Below are 22,607 nucleotides of genomic sequence, written 5' to 3' on the forward strand. Positions count from 1 at the left end.
AAAAACTATGACAATAAAAGAAACAATTAAAAAACAATCTTCTAGGCTAAAGTATGTAACACATATACCTGCTAAAGAAGTAGAGATTTTAATGATGCATTTATTAGATAAAAACACTATTTGGCTTCATTTAAATTATAATCAAGAGTTTACAAAAGAAAAAGAGTTAGAAAAACTAATAAAAAAAAGAGAAACAAACTATCCAATAGAGTATCTTATAAATAAAGCTACTTTTTATGGTGAAAACTTTTTGGTAAAAGAAGGGGTTTTAATTCCAAGACCTGAAACAGAAATATTAGTAGAAAATGCCGTTGAAATCATAAAAAAAGAAAATAGAGCATTTAAAGTATTAGAAATAGGAACAGGTTCTGGGATTATTTCTGTAATGTTAGCTTTATTAATAGAAGATATTTCAATAATTGCTGTAGATATAAATGAAAAAGCAATTGAACTAGCAAAACAAAATGCAAAGAAGCATAATGTTGAGCATAAAATAGAGTTTAGACTAAGTAACTTATATGAAAAAGTAAATGAAGATATTGATATGACAATATCAAATCCACCATATATAGCAGATGACTATAAACTGCCAGAAAATGTAAAGTTTGAACCATCAAATGCATTATTTGGAGGGAAAGTTGGAGATGAACTTCTTAAAGATATTATAGACGAAACCTATGAAAGAAAAATAAAATACCTTTTATGTGAAATGGGTTATGATCAAAAGAAACCCTTAGAAGAGTATTTCAAAAAGTTTGATATTAAAAAGTATAGCTTCTATCAAGACTATGAAAAGTTTGATAGAGGTTTTACTGTACAATTTAAAAAATAAAAGGAGATTAAATGTTTAAAGATTTTAATTTAGAAAATTTAGAAAATTCAAAAGATATATTACAAGAACTATTAGATGAAAGTAGAGTAAAAATAAATGAGCTTTTAAATATAAAAGAAAAAACATATGAAAATTTTGTTACACCATATCAAGAAGCAGGGGAGAGAATAAATGATTTTCTAACTCCTATTTTTCATATTGATTCTGTAAAGAACTCAGAAATAACAAGAAGAGTGTACGAAGAATGTCTTCCGATTATCTCAAAATATGAAACTGAGATAAGTCAAAATGAAAAGATTTATACAGCTTTAAAAGATATACAGTCTAAAGAAAAAAGTATGTTAAATAGTATACAAAATAAAGTACTAGAAAATGAAATAAGAGACTTTAAACTTTCTGGTTGTCATTTAGATAATAACAAAAAGAAAAGATTAGAAGAGTTGAATTTAAAGCTTAGTGAACTATCACAAAGCTTCTCACACAATCTTTTAGATGCAACAAATTCATGGGAAATGATAATTGAGGATTTTGAAGATGTTAAAGAGATTCCTAAATCAGATTTAGAATTAGCAAAGTTTGAAGAAGAAGGAAAAACTAAATATAAATTTACTTTACAAATTCCATCTTACTTAGCATATATTACATATGGTACTTCTAGAGAGAAAAGAGAAGAGATCTATAAAGCTTATTGTACAAGAGCTCCTCAGAATGGAAAAATCATAGAAGAAATCTTAAAACTAAAAGATGAAAAAGTTAAAATCTTAGGTTTTAATTGTTATGCCCAATACTCGCTATCAACTAAAATGGCTAAAACAGAAGATGAAGTTGTATCTTTCTTAGAAGAGTTAGGTCATAAAGGAAAAGCTAAAGCAACAGAAGAGTTAGAAGAGATTAAACAAATAGCTTTTGAAGATGGTTTAGAAAAAGAAGATTTTAGATCATCAGATATGGCTTACTATTCTGAAAAGTTAAAGAAAGCTAAATACGATTTAGATGAAGAGTATTATAGACCATATTTTGAACAAGAATCTGTTTTAAATGGTTTCTTTGACTTCTTAAATAAAATCTTTGATATTAAATTTGAAAAAGTAGAGGCACCTGCTTGGGATGAAAAAGTTAGAGTTTATAATATTAGCTCAAATGGTAAATTAAGTTCTAGAATCTATTTAGATTTAGAAGCAAGAAAAGATAAAAGAGGTGGTGCTTGGATGAATAACTGGCATTCACACTATACTGATTCAAAAGGTATTACACATCTTCCAACAGCTTATATAGTATGTAATTTCCCACAATCAACAGAAACAACACCTTCACTTCTTAGACATTCAGATGTTGTTACACTATTTCATGAGATGGGTCATGCCCTACATCACTTATTAAGTGAAGTAACTGAAGCTTATGTAAGTGGTATTTCTGGTGTTGCTTGGGATACAGTAGAGTTTCCATCTCAATTTTTAGAGTATTTCTCTTATGATAAAGATATATTAAAACTATTTGCAAAACACTATGAAACAAAAGAAGTTTTAGATGATGCAGCAATTGAAAGAATTATAAAAGCAAAAAATTTCCAATCTTCTTTATCTTTAGTTAGACAAATTGAGTTTGCACTGTTTGATTTTAAACTATATCAAAAGTTATACAAAACAGAAGAAGAAGTTCAAGAAGTATTAGATAATGTAAGAAAAGAATTTGCAGCAATAACACCTCCTTCATACAATAAATTCCAAAATGGTTTTTCTCATATTTTTGCTGGTGGATACGCTGCTGGGTATTATTCATACAAATGGGCTGAAGTTTTAAGTGCTGATGCATTTTATATGTTTATTGATTCAGGAAATGTATTCAATAAAGACTTAGCAGTTAAATATAAAGATACAATATTAAGTAAGGGTGGATCAAAAAATATGGATGAATTATTCTTTGATTTTGCACAAAGACAAGCAAGTGTTGATTCTTTATTAAAAATTGATGGAATTATTAGCTAAAATTTGCAATAATACACTTTTAATTATAATACAAACAAGGATTTTATAACAATGACAAATGCAGAGACAATTTCAAAATTAAATAATGCTTTAAATACACTAATAAAAGCATATGAAGAACTTCAAAATGATAATGATGGTTTAAAAGACAGAATAACTGAATTAGAGGATGAAGTTCTTGAATTAGAGTCTGCTAAAGAGGATTTAGAGCTACAAAAGATGGAGTTAGAAAGCAACCTAGAAGAGTTTAATGAAAATAAAGAGAAAGATAACTCTAATATTTCATCAATGCTTGGAAAGATTGAGTCTTTATTAAATTCAGATAATGCTGCTGAAGATGAGAATAAGAACAGTTCAAATCAAAATGAGAAAAAAGATGAGAACAAAAATTCAAACCAACATAGCAATAACACCAATAATCACAACAACAACTTTAACAAACAAAATCAAAATAGCAATCACAACAATCAAAATGCTAAAAACCATGAGAAAAAAGAAGAGGGCGAAGATGATAGTGCATTAAACTCGTTTGATAATCTTGGTTTAAAAGTTGAAGAACGTAAAGAAAATGACTCTAATGACAATAAAATTGATTTGAATAGAATGGCATCATTGTTAAATGGATTTAATAACTAGACTGAAAAGATAATATGACAATACTATTAAATAAAAATTCTTTGTATAATACTTTTGGAGTCGATGACTTCAACTGCCTTGAAGATGCTGTAAACAATATGGCACCTTCAATGGTAGAGTACTATTTATCGGACTTAAGTCAATATAGTGAAGATGCTTATTTAAATAAATCTCAAATAGAAAAAAGTGTTTACTTAGGGGATTATAGCCTATACATAGATTACAGTGATAATGTATATTTAGAGTTAGACAATCAAAAAGAAAATCCTTGTGATACAGGAAGTTTTTGGTAATAAACAATAGGCTTAGTAGTTTACTAACTACGGCAAATATAATAGTTTGGAAATTATAGTTTCCAAAAGTAAAATATAAATTTAAAGGTATAGTGTGAAATATCCATTAGATTGTGAAGCAACATTTAGTGATACATATTTGTTTTGGTTATCAAGGTTTATTAGAAGCAAAATCACAAGCTTATCAAATAGACAAGTAAAAGACAAAGATAGACTAGCTCAAATTCTAAAGGAGCTTATAAAAGGTTTTAAATCTATTGAGGATTTAAAGATAACAATAAAAGAAGTAAGAAATATTGGTATCAATAGTATTCATGTATATTACATACCTTTGGAGAAACTATATAAGTTCATGATTAGCTTTGGTGCTTCATCTATGAAAGAAATTGATGAAGAGTTATTAAGTGACTTTCTAGCAACTGAAACAAGTACACTATCTGATGCAACAAAGAAAAACTACAGAATAGCTCTTGTTACTTTCTTTGGCTATATAGATAAACAAAATGAAGAAAATGATAATTATGTATATAGATATGGTATTGAGCTTAAAAATTGGGGTGGTTTATCAGGAAAAAGTGGTACTAAACTGCCCTCGTTTATGCAAAAAGAAGAAGTTCAAAGATTTATTGAAGGTATAAATGATTACCCATTTAGTGCAAAGATTGCTGCTAGAAATAGACTTGTAATTAAAACTATCCTCTATACAGGAATAAGAGTTAGTGAAGCTATAAACATTGATTTAAAAGATTTCAATAAAGATGGGGATGCTTATATCATCCAAGTTAGAGGAAAAGGTAATAAACCAAGAGTTGTTATGATAAAAGAAAATATCATAAAAAAAGAGCTTGAGGAATGGTTTAGTGTAAAATGCTGTACAAACAATCTTTTATTTTGTAATCAAAAAGGAAAAGCTTTAAGTCAAGCATATATAAGTAGTATTGTTGAAAAAATACTTTTAAGTGTAGGTATTAGAAAAGAAAAAAATGGGGCTCATATGCTAAGACATACTTTTGCCACCCTACTTTACCAAAAAAACAAAGACTTAATTCTTGTACAAGAATCACTTGGTCACGCAGATATTAATACATCTAGAATTTATACTCATTTTGATAAAGATAAGTTAGAGAAGACTACTGATATTTTTTAAAGCTGCTATTTAATAAGAGTCATGTATTTTTAACTCTTATTAAATCACTAAAATGTTTAACACTATTTCTTCCATTATTTTTTACATAATATAAAGCTTCATCTGCATCTTTTATCATATTATCTAAGAACTCTTGAGTATTTATTTGTTTTGAAGGTTTAAAAGTTGTTAAACCACAACTTATAGTTTGATTTTTAATTTTTCCAATTTCATGGTTTTGTATATAAAGTCTTATTCTTTCAATAGCTATAATAGCTTCTTCTTTTCCTGTTTGGGGCATAAGCACTATAAATTCTTCTCCACCATATCTAGCAAGGATATCACTTCCTCTACAAGTATCAAGAAATATATCTGAAACAGCTTTTAATAACTCATCACCTTGAGCATGACCATATGTATCATTTATTTTCTTAAAAAAATCCAAATCAAGTAAAGCTAAGCTCAATGAAGTTTCATCTCTTTTTGCTAGTTCTATTACATATTTAGCATTTTTTGTAAAACCTCTTCTATTTAGAAGTTTAGTTAAGTAATCTTCATAAGCCTTTTTATAAAGTTTTTTATTAGCATCTTCTATATCTTTTTTCTCATCTAATTTTTTCCTAAGTTCCATAATAACTGTTAAATCATTATGTGCTCCTAACATTCTTATTGCTTTTCCATTCTCATCTCTAATAGCCATACCTCTACATCTAATCCAAACTGTAGAACCATTTTTATGTTTATATCTTACTATTTGATCATATTCATGATTTGGATCTTCTAAATGTTTATTAAAATTTTCAGTAGCTATTTTTAAATCTTCCTCAAATATGATATCTTGCCACTGTGAAGATTTATGCTCCATAGAACTAGGGTCATAACCTAATACTTTCCAAAACTTTGGACTCATCCATTCATCTTCAGGGTTTTGTAAATCCCAATACCAAATTCCATCTAAACTTGATTCTTGAATAAATTCAAAAATAGAATTATCTTTTTTTATTAAATCATATAATTCTTGCTTTAAATAGTTCTCTTCTTTCAATAATAAATCCTATATAAATAACAGTCTATATAACAATAACAAATTAATGTTTTAAAAATAATTAAATAGTGAAGAAAAAGAAGATTATCTTCTTCTTCCTTTTGAGTACTCAACAATATATTGAGCTATTTCATTTAAGTGGATTATGTCTTTTACTGCACCTGCTTGGATTGCTTTCATAGGCATTCCAAAAACAACACAAGACTCTTTATTTTGAGCAACCGTATAAGCCCCATTGTCAAACATATCTTTCATAGCAATAGAGCCATCATCTCCCATTCCTGTCATCATAACACCCATTGCAGATGAACCAACACTATTGTTTACAGACCTAAAAAGTACGTCAACACTTGGTTTATGTTGACTAACTTTTACTGTATCTAAAAGCTTTGTTTTATAATTTCCGCCAACTTTTTCTATTGTTAGGTGCATATTTCCAGGAGCTAAATAAGCATATCCTCTCTCAAGAATTTCTCCATCTTTTGCTTCATGTACATTTACTTGTGAGTTGTCATTAAGTCTATGAGCAAAGGAGTTTGAAAAACCATAAGGAATGTGTTGTGTTATCACTATAGGTGGTAAACCACTTGGTAAATCCCTAAATACTTTTAATAATGACTCAACTCCACCTGTAGATGATCCAATAGCAATTACCTTACTTCCTGGCATTAAAGCAGGTTTTGAAGGTATTACTTCATTAGGATGAACCTTATGATGTACTTCAATTTTTGATGTTTTAACCTGCTTTAGAGCTTTTGGTTTTTTTAATGTATATCTTTTTAGTAAGAAAGTAAGATTTAAAAGTGTATCTTTAATTCTTGAATGAAAAGAAACCATTGATTCACCAGCTTCAGGTTTTGGCACAAATCCAACAGCACCATCATCAAAAATGTCATTACCTCTAACCCCCTCACCTGAAACTACAACAGCAGGCATAGGGTGAAGTCTCATAAGATTTCTTAAAAAAGTAACTCCATCCATTTTTGGCATATTAATATCAATAGTAACTAAATCTGGTTCATATTGTTTAATCTTTTCTCTTGCATCATAAGCATCTACTGCTGTTGCAATAACTTCAAATTCATCAATTGAATCTATCATATCTTTTATAACTCTTCTCATAGAAGGAGAGTCATCAATAATCAAAACTGTATACACTTTTTTCTATCCTTTAGAAAAGATCAATTTCCATTTCTGGTTCAGCCTCTTTCTCAGAACCAAATAAATCAACACCACCAACGTATTCTTTGATAACTGGTGCTTTCGTAATTTCTTTTTGTAATGATTGCTCTTCACTAGCAATTTTACTATCTGTCTCAGTTTTCTGAGTAACTTTTATAAATGTTTGAAATTCATCTGCTAAAAGAATTAATCTACCGTGTTCACCTCTTGTATGTTCACTAATAAGCTTAAACCCCTCAGACTTACAAAAGTCTTTTGCAAACTCTACATTTCTATGTCCTATAGATAAAGAAGACATATTTAGTTGCATAATATCAGCACCACCTGATATTTTTGCAACCATGTTGTTTTTTGAACAGCCAAGTTTATACATCTCATTTAGCATTGCTTCAACAGAATATAAACCATATTTCATATCATCATTTGTATTATTTGTAGTTGGTAATAAAAAATGATTCATTGCTTTAATTTTTTTTACTTTATCAAAAAACATAATTGCAACACAAGAACCAAGAAGTGTTTTAAAAGCAATATTCTCAATATCACTTCCAACTGCAAACTCACCACCTATTACAGTATGAGTTAATAAACCTTTTGTTTTTTGAGTAAATCTAACAGCAGAAGTTTTTTCTATACTACCATCTTTATGACCAATTACAATCAATTTATTTCCTTTTCTTTTACGAAAATATTTTGTCCAACTCTACTTACATAATTAATTAAATCTTGAGGATTTTCTGAATGCCCTAAATATAAAGTTCCACCAATCTTTAAATGTCTAAAAAGTTTTTTTAGTATGTTATTTTGATCTTCTGCTGAAAAATAAATCAATACATTTCTACAAAAAATAACATCAAACTGATTGTTTTGATAAGGGTATGAATTATCATTTAGATTCATTACTTTAAAAGTAATCATCTTTTTTAATTCATCTTTAACTTTTATTAAAACTTCTTCACCTGCAAGGTTTTTTTGAACTCTTCTTTTAAAATATTTTTGTGGTTTAATCCAATTTGGAAACTCTTTTGAAGATTTAGAAAATCTATATATTCCATTTGCAGCATATTGTAAAACATTTGTATCAATGTCTGTAGCAACAATTGAAGCATCAATATATTTTCCAAGTTCTTCTTTTGTTTCTAAAACAGTCATTGCCATAGAATAAGGTTCTTCACCAGTAGAAGATGCAGAACAATACATTTGTATCTTTCCACCCTCTTTTGCTAATTTAGGAAGAACTCTATCCTTTAAATCTAAGAAATGAAAATCTTCTCTGAAAAAATGCGTCTTATTTGTTGTAAAAGAGTTTATAAACTCTGTAACGTAACTTCCACTTTCAACTAAATCCAAAAGATCCATAATATCACCTTGATATTTTGAATCTCTTTTTAATTTATCAATTCTATTTGATATCATTATATCTTTATTGTCTGCTAGGGTAATCCCTGTCAGAGAATAAAGAAGTTTTTTTATTCTATTATGAGCATCTTGTGTAGTATACTTTTTCATTTAGACTATTTCTTATGAAGCTTTTCTTGCGAAGCTCATGTCTTTTTCTCTTTTTATCTGTGCATTGATAATACCAACAACATCTAAAATAAGACCAATACTTCCATCCCCTCTAACAGTAGCAGCTCCAATTCCTTGAACACTTCTAAAGTTTTTATCTAAAGGTTTTACAACAACTTGGTGTTGATTTAAAAATTCATCAATAGATAATGCAACTTTAGTATTACTTGATTTAACAACAATTAACATACCTTCTTCAAGTTTGTCAAAGCTTTTCGTAATCCCAAATAAATCATGAAGTCTAACAACAGGAATAAATTCTTCTCTTAACATTAATAAATCTTGAGTACCATCACCAATTTTTTTAATCATATCAGCACTTGGTTGTAGTGATTCAACAATTGAACTTAATGGTAAAATATACTTTTTATCTCCAACGGCAATATCAAGACCATCAAGAATAGCAAGTGTAAGAGGTAACATAATTGTAATTGTTGTACCAACACCAACGCTAGTATCTAATTCAATTGCTCCACCTAATTTATGAATATTTGTTCTAACAACATCCATACCAACACCTCTACCTGAAATGTCAGTGATTTCATCTGCTGTTGAAACACCAGCACCAAATACAAGCATTGCTTTTTCTTTGTCATTCATACTTTTAAATTGGTTCTCATCAATTTGACCATTGTCTAAAGCTTTTAAAGCAACTTTTTCAGCATTAATTCCTCTACCATCATCTTCTATAGTAATAATCATTTGCCCATTTGCTTGTTCTGCTGAAATAGTAATAGAACCTACTTCTGATTTACCAGACTCAACTCTTTGCTCAGTTGTTTCAAGTCCATGATCAAGAGAGTTTCTAATAATATGCATTAAAGGATCAGTTAATCCCTCAATCATTGCTTTATCAATCTCAACATTATCACCATAATGAATAAACTCAACTTTTTTACCAAGTTTTCTTGAAATATCTCTAACAACTTTTGGGAACTTAGAGTATATTGATTCCATTGGTACCATTCTAATACTCATAATTGAATCTTGCATATCTCTAATATGTCTTTCTAAAAGTTCTAATCGCTCTAAAACAGAATTTCTAGTTTTAGCACCTTCAATTGTAGTTGCAAATTGAGTTAACATAGCGTTTGTAATTACTAGATCCCCAACATTATTCATAAGTAAATCAATCTTATCAAGGTTTACTCTAATATTACTACTTGCAGCAGATTTTTTTGCACCCTCTTTTTGATCTCTTGGTTTTCTCGTTGGTCTATCTTTTTTAGGCTCACTTGCTACTGGTGTAGACTCTTTGTTTTCAACTTCAACAGTTTTGGCTACTTCTTTTTTAGGTTCTACTTTTGCAACTTCAGCAGTTTTTACTGGCTCTTCTTTTTGCTCAACACTATTAGTTTCCATAACTGAATCAGGAGTAATAGATGGTACATCATCAAAGAAACCAAAATCTTCTCTGTCATCATTTGTGTCAACCATATCTTCTTGAGAGTCATCCATACTTTCAGCTAATTCTTCCAGTTCATCATCAAAGAAACCATAATTCTTATGTGCTTCATCAATTGAATCATCTTCAAAAATACCATAAGCATTACTATTTTTTTGTTCATTTAAGTCATCATCAAAAAATCCAATATTGTCATTATCAATTTCTATATGATCTACTGATTTAATCTCTTCTTTTGGTTCTTCTTTTGCAACTTGAACTTCTTGAACTTTTGGTTCTTCTTTTGCAACAGGAGCATTCCCACTTGAATATGCTCTAATCTCTTCTAAAAGATCAGTTGTCATATCAGTAAATGTATCCTTAGTTAAATCTTCTGCAACCTCTAAGTCAAGAATTTCTCTCATTACATCTAAACCATCAATAAGAGTACTTGCCATTTCTGGAATAAACTCTATTTCGTGATTCCTTAATTTGTCCATCATGTTCTCAACATCATGAGTAAATTCAGCAAACTTAGTCAACTCTACAGATGCACCACTACCTTTTAGTGTATGTACATCTCTAAACAGTTGACCCATTTCATCATCAGTTAAAGAACCATTAGTTTCAGCTTCTAATAATACATTATCTGCTGATTCAAAAAGCTCTTCTGCTTCTTCTAGAAACATTTCTCTATATTTAGAAATATCAAATGACATGATAACCCCTTTTTTATTATCTACTTAAAACTATATTTACAGCTTTTAGTAATTGATCTGGAACAAATGGCTTAACAATCCAACCTGTTGCGCCAGCTGCCTTTCCTTTTGCTTTCATTTCATCGCTTCTTTCAGTTGTCAGAACTAAAATAGGCTTTTTAGAATATTGTGGAAGTTTTCTTAACTCACCAATAAGTGTTAAACCATCCATATTTGGCATGTTAACATCTGTGATAATTAAATCAAACTCATCAGCCTTAGCTTTTGCCAAACCATCAACACCATCGATACCTTCATTTAATGCATAGTTAAGCATATCTCTTAGCATAGTAGAATCATCTACAATTAAAAGCTTAGCCATTATAAAACCCCTTAGTTTTTTAAAAAAATTATTTTTACTATACTATCGTAAGAAATATTAATGTAAGTTTATAATTTAAATAATTCTTACTATATTACATGTGAATAACAAACTTTAGCCTATATTGCTATCTCATCGTTTTATATTATATCACAAAATTTATAAATAACAAACATTGAGTGTTACTTTTTATTACTATTAGGGTAAGATTTAAAATTATTTATTTTGAAAGTGATAAAAAGACCTAAGTCTTTTTATCTTAAAGAGAAGCAGCTGATAGTTCGATTCTATCTTTTTTAACGTTTAACACTTTGATTTCTACATTATCTCCAACTGAGAATACATCAGAAACATTATTTACTCTTTGCTTAGAGATTTTAGAAATATGTAATAATCCCTCTCCACCTTTTGGTAAAGATACAAAGGCACCAAAGTCAACGATTCTTTCAACTTTACCAGTTAAAATATCTTCTGGTTTATATAAGTCTTCAAAGTTTATACTTTTAGTCTCTTTTCTTGAAGTGGCATTGTTAGAAATTGTTTTAATATGTTCACAAGCATCTAAAACATTCTGTTTAGATTCACCACTTACTTTTACATTTCCAGAATTTCTATCTAAATCAATAGCAACAGAGAATTTTTCAATAATCTCTTTAATTGTTGCACCAGCTTTTCCAATAACTACCATCATTTTACTAGGGTCAATTGCAAATTGCTCAACTAAAGGTAAGGCTTCACTTGGAACAATTTGCTCTGCTGCTTCTTCCATGATTGCTAGAATATGTTCTCTTCCCTCTTTTGCTTGAAGTAATGCTTCTTTTAATACTGAAAGTTCAATTCCTCCAAGTTTTATATCCATTTGAAGTGCAGTAATACCATCTTTTGTACCTGCTACTTTAAAGTCCATATCTCCATCATGATCTTCTAAGCCCATAATATCAGTAAGAACTGAATACTCATCACCTTCAACAACCATACCCATTGCAACACCTGCAACTAAATCAGATATAGGAACACCTGCTGCTTTAAGTGCCAATGAACCACCACAAACAGTTGCCATTGAAGAAGAACCATTTGATTCTAAAATTTCTGAAACTAATCTAACTGTTTCAGTATAATCTTTATCAATAGTAGATTCAAGTGCTTTTTTACCTAGGTTACCATGACCTAGCTCTCTTCTTCCTACACCAAACATTGGTTTTGCTTCACCTACTGAGAAACCAGGGAAGTTATAATGAACCATAAAGTTTTCCATTGAAGTAGACTTTTCAGTTAAAACTTCATACATTTGCCCATCTTTAGAACCAGCTATTGTTCCAACAACTAAAGCTTGAGTTTCACCTCTTGTAAATAAACAAGATGAGTGAGCAGATGGTAAAATATTAGTATCAATAGAAATAGGTCTTACATCTTTAAGTCCTCTTCCATCAGCTCTAACTTTTTCTTTTACAATCATATCTCTTACTAGTTCTCTTTTTACAATTGAAACTGCTTCATAAACTACCTTGTATTCAATCTCTTTTGCTAGGCAATTTTCATCTTGGGAAATTAGTTTTGCAACATCTTTTAACTCAGTAGCTCTTTCACTTTTTGCAAGCTTTTTAATAGCTTCTTTAATATTTGAAGAGTAGTTATCTCTAACATATTCAATTACTTCTTCATCTATTGTAAATTTAACTAATTCAACTTCTTTTAGTGGTTTACAAACACTTTCAAAACCATCTTCATAAGTTTTATTTGCTTCATGTAAAGCTTTCTGTGCAACAGCAATTGCTTCTACTAACTCTTCTTCACAAATTTCATTAGCATTATGTACTTTTGTAAATGCTTCTATATCTACTTCAACTAATTGAGCACTTGAAATTGATTTCATTTCAATCATAAGCAACTCGTCTTTTGAACCAGCTACATATAAATCTAATGATGAATCTTCTAATTGAGTTGATGTTGGATTAACAACATATTCACCTTCGATTTTACCAATTCTTACACCACATACAGATTTTTTAATAGGAAGATTAGAAGTATATAAAGCAGCATTTGCAGCGTTAAGAGCTAGCATTTGTAAATCAACATCTTTATCAGCACTTAATACCATAACAGTAATAGTTGTAGGATAAACATAACCTTTAGGGAATAATGGTCTTAAACTTCTATCAATAACTCTTGAAGTTAAAGTTTCAAATTCACTTGGTTTTGCTTCTCTTTTTATAAACCCACCTGGAAGCTTTGCTGATGCATATGTTTTTTCAACATATTGTACAGTCAAAGGAGTAAAATCCTCTTCCACTGGGTTATCAAATTCACTTACTACTGTAGCTAAAACTACTGCCTTACCTAATTTTGCTAAAACAGATCCATTTGCCTGTTTAGCTACTTTGTCAAATTCAAAAATCTCTTCTTTTTCATTTAGTTCAAATTCACATACTGTTGACATACTTACTTTATCCTTTATTTATTTTTTCTAATTCTTCAAATGCTACATCATTTAGACTATCATAATAAAAGTCAATTGATATGAAATGATTAAGTTTTTTTACATAATATAAATCATCTGCAATTGATTCAATTGTCTGAATACTAGCAGTTGGTAAAATAGGAGTTGCTACTGAAATAGATTTAGCCCCTAAATTAATTGCTGTTTTTATACATGCCATCATTGTAAGACCTGTATTAATTCCTTCATCTACAATTAAAACATTTTTGTATTTTAAATCAGCAATTTGCTTACCATGCCTTAATCTACTTACTTTATTTAAAACTATATTTTCATAAATTTGTTTAGATTTTGCATAAATATAATCTAAACTAATATCAAAACTTTTTACTAACTCTTCATGTATAACAACTTCTTCATGCTCAGTTACAATAGCAATTTCGCACTCATCATTTGCAGGTGCTTCTATTTTTTCACTAATCATTATATCAAGTTTCGCATTTAATGTATCTGCTATAACTTTTGCAACTTCAAAACCACCGCAAGAACTAGATATAACTGTCCAATTTTCTAACTTCATTTTATCAATTGGCATTACATCTAATAATCTATATGCTGCAACTTCTCTATTTTTAAAATAGATACTATTCTCAGGATTCATTACTATCCTTGAATTTATACTTTTGCTTAATTCCACCAAGAGGTTTAAGCTCTAAGTTTATATATAAAATATTTTGTCTAATACCTTCACTATTGCTACTAGTAGAAGGTATTACTTCTTTTTCATACTTTAAGGCTAAAGCCCAACATCTATCATAAATATCAAAGCCAATACCTTGCTTATTTCGTAAACTATCTTTTATATTATAGTTTTCATAATAAGAGATTTTATAGTCATTTGATATATCATATGAAGTATTAATCCTAAAAGATTCCAGCTCTTCTTTATTTGAATTCTTTGTATCTTTTGACTTATAATAACCTAAAGATAAATCAAAATCTTCATACTTATAAGTTAAGCTTGAAGTATTTTCAGTAAAATGTTTATCTTCTACATTATAGATAATTTTATTAGTTATAGTTCCATTAGAATAATTGTACTTAACAAAATTTTCTAAATCCATAAATTTTGGATCATTATTTTCATCATATAAAATTGATTGTGATAATTTATGATTTACTATTTGCTTTAAACCCTCTTTTTCATATAAAGATTGATTCAATTTAAGCTTAATATTCTTTTTTCCCTGAGCAATAGGGAAAGATGCTAGTTCTTCACCTTTTAAACTATCTTTATCAACTGTTATATCGTATAAGTCTCCATCTTTTTGAATATTCTTTGGATATGAGTACTTAGCACTTAAGTTTACTGTATGTAAATAATTTGTATAAGGCTTAATTAAATCTGTTCCTATTGTAATAGATGATTCATTTTGAACTAAAGTACCATTATCATATGAAGTGTCTGTATTAGAGTATTGATATTTACTAATAGTACTTTTGTTTTCTAAAGTTAAATATAAGAAATCATCTAAAAAATATGTATTATAACTAATAGGAAGAGTTAATTCATAAATTTGAGCATTAATCTTTTTTTGTCTTTCATAATTAATAGCTTTCGCATCAACAGAATAAATTAAATTTTTTATACCTAAATCTTTATTATATGAGTGTAATTGAATTTGAGGTAATTCTTGAAGTGTTGTATCATTTGAATCTAAATCTGTATCAATATAATATCTTGAGTATAGTCCCCCATAGTATTCAGGAGTATTATAAAAGTAGTTTAATTTTGATTCAACTTTTTTTTCAGTAGAAATCACATCTTCTTCATTTTCAACAGTTCTATATTCAATATCATTTAACCAGTTTATAGATGCATATAAACCATCTTGATGAGATTCATTCTTAGAAAAAAGTTTTGTTCTTTCATAATCAATACTCCACCCATAGTGTTTTTCATTTTTTAAATCAAACTCTTTTCTATACTCATCTTTTTCTTCAAAGTATCCAGTTTTTAATTTTAATAATGAATATGGTGAATCAGCTAATCTATAATAAGCATAAAGTCCAGAACCTCTATTTGTTCTTAACTGTGGTATTAATTCAAAATCATAATTTTGAGCAGGTGCAAAATAAATAGGTTGAGAATAATATCCTCCATCGTTTTTTGAATATCCAATTGTAGGAGTTAAAAGTCCTGTTCTTCTTGTTTTATCTGTTGGGAAACCAAGATAAGGACTATAAAATACAGGAACATCTTTTATATATAATCTAGTATTATAAGCATGTAACCATTTATCTTCTGTATCATATGAAGCAGATGAAACTTTTATGCTCCATACAGGGTCAACACAATCACATGATGAGATTATTGAACTTTCAAGCTCAATTTCAGTTTTATTTTTTTTAGATGATTTAGAGTTTATCCATAAGTTACTCTCTTTTTCCATTAGTAATACAGGTGTTTGTTCATAAGAGTCATCATTTACATCTAAAAAAGCATAATTACTTTGTGTTTGTATTCTATTGTCTTTTAAAATTAAAACATTATCAAAAAGCTCAAAGGTCTCTTTTTCTTTATCATATATTATTTTGTCAGCTGTAATGTAGTAGTTTTTAGAAAAAACCACAACATCACCATTTGCAATAACTGTACTATTTTTAGTATCAACATTTTTTGCAAGAAGTTGAAATTTTTCATTATTCAACTCTTTAGAGTAAGAAAGAGTTGATAATAAAATTAATGGAGCAACTACACTTCTAAACATTTACAACCAATGTTTTACCAGTATAATCATGAAATGTTCTTTTTCCATCATTAAAAAATGCAATAATGAATCCAATATATACAAACCACTCAGAGAATACTCTACCTATTGCTCTTAATAAAGATGAGAAGATAGATATTCTTCCTAAAGTATTATAATCAATTACTCTAATTTTTGTAATAATTTTTCCTATTGTTGCACCATAATACCACACAAAAAAAGTATGATATACAACCTTTAACATTATCAAAGGTCCTACAATCTCTACTTTCATTAAATAAACCATTGATTCCATGCTATTGCCTGCATTAGTGATCTTATCCCAAAACATAGCGATTACTAAAAAAGTAACAAGTAAATCATCAATCACAAATGCCATAGCTCTTGAACTAAGTGTTGCTAATTGAAGATCTTGTGAGCTGTTATTTTGCATTATAAATCTCTATTTTAAAGCTTGATAAGCAATATCTGATCTACATTTCTTTCCAGCAAAGTGAACATAACCACATAAATCATATGCTCTGTCTCTTGCTTCTTGAATTGAGTTACCAAAACCAACACAAAGTAGCACTCTACCACCTGTAGCCATTAGTTTACCATCTTCTTCCGACACACCTGCATAAGAAATATGTGAATTAGCTTTTAACTCATCATCAATAATTTCATCAACGATTATTTCAGCAGGTTTAGACGATGAATAAGGATAATTTTCACTTGCCATTACAACAGCAACACCATATTCATTTTTAATTTTAATATCTAATTTATCAAGTTGCTTTGTAGCACCTTTATAAAATAAATCTGATACAGGAGTTTCTAATAAAGGCATTAAAATCTCACATTCAGGATCACCAAATCTTACGTTATATTCTAAAATAATTGGCTCACCATTTACAACCATAACCCCAATAAATAAAACACCTTCAAAAGGAGCACCTTCTTGTTTCATACCTTCTAAAGTTGGTTTAATTACTCTCTCTTCTACTTTTTTATAAATATCGTCATTTACTAAAGGAGTTGGAGCATAAGCACCCATTCCACCTGTATTAGGCCCAGTATCACCATCTCCTACTCTTTTATGATCTTGAGCAGCTGGTAGTACTTTGTAGTTCTCACCATCACAAATAGCAAAGATTGATAATTCATATCCATCTAAATACTCTTCAACTACGATAGAAGTTCCTGCATCACCAAAAGATGAACCATTTAACATATCAGATGCTGCTTGTTTAGCTTCTTCATGTGACTGTGCAATAATTACACCTTTTCCTGCACATAAACCATCAGCTTTAACAACTACTGGGATACTCATAGTATCAATAAAATCATGAGCCTCTTTTTCATTTGTAGTTTCTATAAATGCTGCTGTTGGTATTTTGTACTTTTTAAGAATATTTTTCATATATACTTTTGAACCTTCTAAGGCAGCTGCTGCTTTACTTGGTCCAAATACAGTTAAGTCATTTTCTTTAAATATATCAACAACACCATCTACTAATGGAGCTTCTGGTCCTACAATTGTTAAATCAATAGAATTATCTTTTGCCCATTGTGCTAATTCGTTATAATCTTTTATATTTATATTTGTACCTAATTGCGAAGTTGCACCATTTCCTGGCATGAAAAATAAGTTGTGAGCATTTTCTTTATATATTGCTAATCCAATAGAGTATTCTCTACCACCACTTCCTAGTATCAATATATTCACGATAATTCCTTGTATTATTAGTTTTTTTAGTTTAAATTTAAGTTCTCCAAGCAGCCGTTAACCATCAAATGGCCCACAAAAAGCCAATAACTGCACATAAGAATCTCACTTCAGGAGCGAAAATACCAAAAGGCAAATGCTGCACACCATGAAATTACAATTACACGCAAAAATACAGTATCGGACCCTCAACGATGGAAAATCCCGAACTGCTTAGATATTCTTATTTTAGCAAAACTTATTAAATTTGAGTTTAAATCTATAACTTTAAAGCTACTTTTATACACTCTTCTACAGAAGTTTTAGAACTTACATAAGCATTTATATTAAAAGGCATGTATTTTAATGTGGTTTTTCCAATAACAACTGCATCAAAACTCTCATCCCAATCAAAATTTTTGAAAAAACACTCTACACTTGAAGGAGATGTGAAAATAATAACGCTATTTTTTTCAAGATTGTTTTTTATTTTATTACATGATGTTTTATAAACTATCTCATCATCAATATCGATAGAATTTTCCTTTAGTATCTCAACTAAGCTAGAAACTGTTTTTTCAGCTTTTAAGTATAAAACTTTTTTGTTTTTTAAAAGGGGTGTTAATTCATTTGCAAAATCATTTCCATGACCAGACTCTCCTATGAAAGCTATATTGCCACCAACTTTTTCTAAAACCTTTGCTGTTTTTGGTGCTATTACATAAGAGGGGATTTCTTTATATTTGTCTGAAAAACTATCTAATGAATAAATAGCATTTTTTGAAGTAAAAATCAAAGCGTCATATTTTGAAAAGTTTATGTCTTTTTTAATAAAATCAATTTTAAATACTTCAAGGTTTTCAACACCTTCAAACTTTAAATTATTTAGCAAGTATATTTTTCTATGCATTTTTTAACTCTAACTCTTGTGTAAAATTTATAGCTTCATCTATATTATGATAAAGCTTACTATCTTTAAATTTTTTATTTATATCAACTTTTGAAATAGCTCTTCTATGGGCATACTTTAAAACAAATATAGTTTTTATATTTTTATCTCTTAATTTTTCAATTAAATCTTCAATCATAAAAATTGCCGATATATCCAAGTAAAATACACTTTTTAAATCTAAAATTACATATTTTACATCTTTTAATTTCTCAATTTTTTTATCTAAAACAGAGGCTGTTCCAAAAAATAAAGAACCGTTAATCTTGATAACTTCTATTTTTTTACTATCTAAATCAATATCAAAAGAAGTTTGAGCTCTTTGTGTCTTGATTTTAGTATTTTTTGATACTTGATATACAGCTAAAATTGAAGCTATTGTAATACCAACACCAACCGCCATAATCAAATCAACAAATACTGTTAATAAAAATACAGTAATCATAATTAGTAAATCTTGCCTTTTTACTTGTGGCAAGATTTTAATAAACCTATAATCTAAAATATCAAAACCAACTTTTATCAAAATTCCAGATAAAACTGCAAGGGGAATTTGTGAAGCTAAGGGTGCAAGTAACAAAACTATTAAAAGTAAGGTAATAGAATGAACCATTCCAGAAACTTTAGATGTTCCTCCACTATTAATATTTATAACCGTTCTCATAGTTGCACCTGCACCTGGAATTGCTCCAACAAAGGAACATAAACTATTTCCTATACCTTGAGCTATTAACTCTTTTTTTGAATTATGTTTTGTTTTTGTCATTGAATCAGCAACTAAAGAAGTAAGTAAAGAATCAATAGAACCTAATAGGGCTAATGTTATAGCTAAAGTTAATATAGTATCTAGTTTACTTAGATCAAAAGAAAAAGGCATTATAACCTCAGGTAAGCCCATAGGGATTTCACCTATTTTATCTATTTGCAAACCAAGATAAAAACTAAGAAACGTTACAAAAACAAGAGCAATTAAAGCTGTTGGTATTTTATTTGAAATTACTTTAGGGGTAAAAAACATTATTGCTAAAGTTATAGAAGCCACTAAAAAGGAGTCATAATCTATATTTTTTAAAGTATTAAAAATTTCACTTAATGTCATAATCACTGAACTTTGTGATTCTACTCCTAAAAAAGGATTTATTTGCAGTATTATAATTATAAGCCCTACTCCACTCATAAATCCAGAAATCACAGGATAAGGTATATATTTTATCCATTTACCAATACCTACAATTCCAAAAGAAATTTGTATCAAACCAGATAAAAGAATAATACTCATAACAGAAGATAAATCATTGGGAAATGTTGCAATAGCAGTTGCAGTGATAACTGTCATAGGACCAGTTGGCCCTGAGATTTGAGTTGAAGTTCCTCCAAAAAATGCAGCAAAAAAACCTAAGATAATTGCTCCATACAAACCAGCAATTGCACCGGCACCACTAGCAACACCAAAGGCTAAGGCTAAAGGAAGTGCTACAATTGCAGCTGTGATTCCAGCAAATATATTGTTTTTTATCGCATTCAAAAGAACTCCTATTTTGTTTAGTTACTCTCTTCTAGATATTCCTCATCACCTATTTTATCGTTTTTACCTCTTGCAATTAAATGAATAGGTGTACCTTCAAAGTTGAAATTATCTCTTAAGAAGTTAATTAAGTATCTTTTATAAGAGAAGTGAAGCATTCTAGGTTTATTCATAACTAATGCAATTTTTGGTGGTTGAGCACTAAATTGAGTAGCATAATAAATTCTAAGATAATTACCGGCTGGACTTGGAAGTGCATGTCTAATAACTGCTTGTTCAATTACTCTATTTAAAGCAGATGTTGGAATTCTTCTAGTGTAGTTCTCATGAACCTCAATAATCTTATCTTTTAATCTCTCAACTGATCTTCCAGTTTTTGCAGAAATTGCAATAATTGGTGCATATTCTAAGAATCTAAATCTTCTTCTAACTTCAGTTTCAAGCTTTTGGAATGTATCCATGTTTTCATCCCATTTATTTAGAACTATAATAGTTCCTAAACCATATTGATCAACTAAACCAGCAATTTTTTCATCTAAATCACTAAAGGCAGTAGAAGCATCAAGTACAACTAAAGCAACATTTGCTTTTTCTAACATATCTTTAGTTCTCATTAAGGCAAACTTCTCAATACCTTCGATTTTACCTCTTCTTCTAAGACCTGCTGTATCAACAAAAGTAACATTTTTATTTTGATATTCAAAAGATTCATCAACAGGGTCAATAGTTGTACCTGCAACTTCTGAAACAACAGATCTTTCTTCACCAATAATTGCATTTAAAGTAGATGATTTTCCAACATTAACTTTACCAATAATAGCTACTTTGATGTTTTTCTCATCAATTTCTTCTCTTTTTGATTTTTCACTATCATCATCTTCTAAAGCTTGTTCTAACTTTGCTTTTTCTTCTTCGCTTAATTCTGGTTCAACAACTGGTGGTAAATGATTATATATCCATTCGAAAAGTGTTTTAGTACCTCTGTTATGAGATACTGAAATTCCAAATAAATTTTCATCAGAAATTCCAAACTCAAAGAATTCCCATAATCTTTCATTCTCTTTGTCATTATCTATTTTATTTACAACTAAAGCAAGCTCTTTACCTAAAGCTTGAAGCTCATAAAATAATTCTTTATCCTTTTCATCAGGTATTCTTTTACCATCTACCATAAAAAGTATTATATCAGCCTCTTTTGCAGTCTCAATAGCTTTTCTTTTTACATTAGAGAAGATCGCATCATTAGTTTCATCAATACCACCAGTATCTAACATCATAGCACATCTATCAAATACTTCAATCTCATGTTTTCTAATATCTCTTGTTGTACCTGCTAAATCTGATACAATAGCAATTCTTTGTTTTGCAATTCTATTAAAAAGTGAAGATTTACCTACATTTGGTTGACCAATTAGTGCAATTTTTTTTAGTTCAGTATTCATTAGTATGAACTCCTATATTTTTTGTATAAATAAAAAAAGGCATTAGCCAGGGCTAATACCTCTTTTCTAAAGGGGAAAAAAGGATTAATATAATCCAAATTTACCTTCTTCTTTAGTTTTGTAAAGTACTCTCATGTTATCATCTTTATCATAGAATACTTTAAATTGTGCATCAGAACCTTTAAGGTCTTGTAATGCTTCTTCAATATCTATTGGTTTGTATGAAGTTAATCTTACAGGTGCAATCTCATCTTCAAATTTTTCTAATTCGATAGCAATTTGATCTTCAATTACTTGCGACTCAACTTCAGTAAGTTTTGTAGCTTTGTGACCTGTTATTTTGTCATGGTGTCTTCTTAAAACTTTTGATACTCTATCTACTGCAATATCAACTGCTGCATATAAATCTTTATCTTTTTGTTTTACAACAATAGTATCTAAATGAGCTACGTTTAGTGTAAACTCAAAAGTAAATGCTTTTTTCCCATGTTTTTCATCTTGTGAAATAATCGAATTAACAGAAATAATATCTAAGTTATATTTTTTGAAAATTTCTACAGAGCTATTTATATAATCTTTAATTGGCTCAGTTAAATCTAAATGTCTTCCTACAATACTTGTATTCATAACAAACTCCTTAATAATAATTTATTTATTCTAACAT

The 22,607-nt window shown here is 29.0% G+C and carries 20 protein-coding genes; 5 read left to right on the forward strand and 15 right to left on the reverse strand.

The window, feature by feature from the left end; all coding sequences use genetic code 11:
- The first annotated feature begins 7 nt into the window (after nt 1–7).
- The 5 genes from prmC (at nt 8) to NJU99_RS07930 (ending at nt 4,893) form a co-directional block, all read left to right on the forward strand.
- Complete coding sequence (prmC, locus tag NJU99_RS07910; RefSeq protein ID WP_254575377.1) at nt 8–832, forward strand: peptide chain release factor N(5)-glutamine methyltransferase; 825 nt, start codon at nt 8–10, stop codon at nt 830–832.
- Nucleotides 833–843: 11 nt separating this feature from the next.
- On the forward strand, nt 844–2,817 hold the full coding sequence (locus NJU99_RS07915) for a M3 family metallopeptidase (RefSeq protein WP_254575378.1): 1,974 nt from the start codon (nt 844–846) through the stop codon (nt 2,815–2,817).
- Nucleotides 2,818–2,868: 51 nt separating this feature from the next.
- Nucleotides 2,869–3,453: a hypothetical protein gene (locus NJU99_RS07920; protein ID WP_254575379.1), complete on the forward strand. Its 585-nt coding sequence runs from the start codon at nt 2,869–2,871 to the stop codon at nt 3,451–3,453.
- Nucleotides 3,454–3,467: 14 nt separating this feature from the next.
- Complete coding sequence (locus NJU99_RS07925) at nt 3,468–3,746, forward strand: hypothetical protein (protein ID WP_254575380.1); 279 nt, start codon at nt 3,468–3,470, stop codon at nt 3,744–3,746.
- A gap of 94 nt (nt 3,747–3,840) precedes the next feature.
- Nucleotides 3,841–4,893: a tyrosine-type recombinase/integrase gene (locus NJU99_RS07930; RefSeq protein ID WP_254575381.1), complete on the forward strand. Its 1,053-nt coding sequence runs from the start codon at nt 3,841–3,843 to the stop codon at nt 4,891–4,893.
- 19 nt (nt 4,894–4,912) lie between these two features.
- Here NJU99_RS07930 and NJU99_RS07935 read toward each other — a convergent pair whose 3' ends face one another.
- The 15 genes from NJU99_RS07935 to hpf form a co-directional block, all read right to left on the reverse strand.
- Nucleotides 4,913–5,917, reverse strand: coding sequence for a sensor domain-containing diguanylate cyclase (locus tag NJU99_RS07935; protein ID WP_254575382.1), 1,005 nt, complete (start codon nt 5,915–5,917; stop codon nt 4,913–4,915).
- A gap of 84 nt (nt 5,918–6,001) precedes the next feature.
- Entirely contained in the window at nt 6,002–7,075 is a 1,074-nt protein-coding gene (locus NJU99_RS07940) for a protein-glutamate methylesterase/protein-glutamine glutaminase (protein ID WP_254575383.1), read from the reverse strand.
- Nucleotides 7,076–7,088: 13 nt separating this feature from the next.
- The gene (locus NJU99_RS07945; RefSeq protein ID WP_254575384.1) at nt 7,089–7,763 is read right to left on the reverse strand and encodes a chemotaxis protein CheD; all 675 of its coding nucleotides are present in this window, start codon (nt 7,761–7,763) and stop codon (nt 7,089–7,091) included.
- A complete protein-coding gene (locus tag NJU99_RS07950) occupies nt 7,760–8,608 on the reverse strand; it encodes a CheR family methyltransferase (protein WP_254575385.1) in 849 nt (282 codons plus the stop codon). The genes NJU99_RS07945 and NJU99_RS07950 overlap by 4 nt, the downstream gene beginning before the upstream one ends.
- A 12-nt stretch (nt 8,609–8,620) precedes the next feature.
- The gene (locus tag NJU99_RS07955) at nt 8,621–10,771 is read right to left on the reverse strand and encodes a chemotaxis protein CheA (protein ID WP_254575386.1); all 2,151 of its coding nucleotides are present in this window, start codon (nt 10,769–10,771) and stop codon (nt 8,621–8,623) included.
- A 16-nt stretch (nt 10,772–10,787) separates the two neighbouring features.
- The gene (locus NJU99_RS07960; RefSeq protein WP_254575387.1) at nt 10,788–11,132 is read right to left on the reverse strand and encodes a response regulator; all 345 of its coding nucleotides are present in this window, start codon (nt 11,130–11,132) and stop codon (nt 10,788–10,790) included.
- Between the two features lie 259 nt (nt 11,133–11,391).
- Nucleotides 11,392–13,569 carry a polyribonucleotide nucleotidyltransferase gene (locus NJU99_RS07965; RefSeq protein WP_254575388.1) on the reverse strand — a complete coding sequence of 726 codons (2,178 nt, stop codon included), beginning with the start codon at nt 13,567–13,569 and terminating at the stop codon, nt 11,392–11,394.
- A gap of 7 nt (nt 13,570–13,576) precedes the next feature.
- A complete protein-coding gene (locus NJU99_RS07970; RefSeq protein WP_254575389.1) occupies nt 13,577–14,230 on the reverse strand; it encodes a phosphoribosyltransferase family protein in 654 nt (217 codons plus the stop codon).
- Nucleotides 14,220–16,340, reverse strand: coding sequence for an LPS-assembly protein LptD (locus NJU99_RS07975; protein ID WP_254575390.1), 2,121 nt, complete (start codon nt 16,338–16,340; stop codon nt 14,220–14,222). The genes NJU99_RS07970 and NJU99_RS07975 overlap by 11 nt, the downstream gene beginning before the upstream one ends.
- On the reverse strand, nt 16,333–16,773 hold the full coding sequence (locus NJU99_RS07980; protein ID WP_254575391.1) for an RDD family protein: 441 nt from the start codon (nt 16,771–16,773) through the stop codon (nt 16,333–16,335). Before NJU99_RS07980 ends, NJU99_RS07975 begins: the two co-directional genes overlap by 8 nt.
- Before the next feature lie 9 nt (nt 16,774–16,782).
- On the reverse strand, nt 16,783–18,048 hold the full coding sequence (purD, locus tag NJU99_RS07985) for a phosphoribosylamine--glycine ligase (RefSeq protein ID WP_254575392.1): 1,266 nt from the start codon (nt 18,046–18,048) through the stop codon (nt 16,783–16,785).
- A gap of 259 nt (nt 18,049–18,307) precedes the next feature.
- Nucleotides 18,308–18,937 (reverse strand): uroporphyrinogen-III synthase, encoded by a 630-nt coding sequence (locus tag NJU99_RS07990; protein ID WP_254575393.1) that lies wholly within the window; start codon nt 18,935–18,937, stop codon nt 18,308–18,310.
- On the reverse strand, nt 18,930–20,501 hold the full coding sequence (locus NJU99_RS07995) for a SulP family inorganic anion transporter (protein WP_254575394.1): 1,572 nt from the start codon (nt 20,499–20,501) through the stop codon (nt 18,930–18,932). Before NJU99_RS07995 ends, NJU99_RS07990 begins: the two co-directional genes overlap by 8 nt.
- Before the next feature lie 17 nt (nt 20,502–20,518).
- A complete protein-coding gene (der, locus tag NJU99_RS08000; RefSeq protein ID WP_254575395.1) occupies nt 20,519–21,943 on the reverse strand; it encodes a ribosome biogenesis GTPase Der in 1,425 nt (474 codons plus the stop codon).
- Nucleotides 21,944–22,027: 84 nt separating this feature from the next.
- On the reverse strand, nt 22,028–22,570 hold the full coding sequence (gene hpf, locus NJU99_RS08005; RefSeq protein WP_254575396.1) for a ribosome hibernation-promoting factor, HPF/YfiA family: 543 nt from the start codon (nt 22,568–22,570) through the stop codon (nt 22,028–22,030).
- Between the last annotated feature and the right edge of the window lie 37 nt (nt 22,571–22,607).

It is taken from the genome of Arcobacter roscoffensis, from assembly GCF_024267655.1.
Lineage (GTDB): Bacteria > Campylobacterota > Campylobacteria > Campylobacterales > Arcobacteraceae > Arcobacter_B > Arcobacter_B roscoffensis.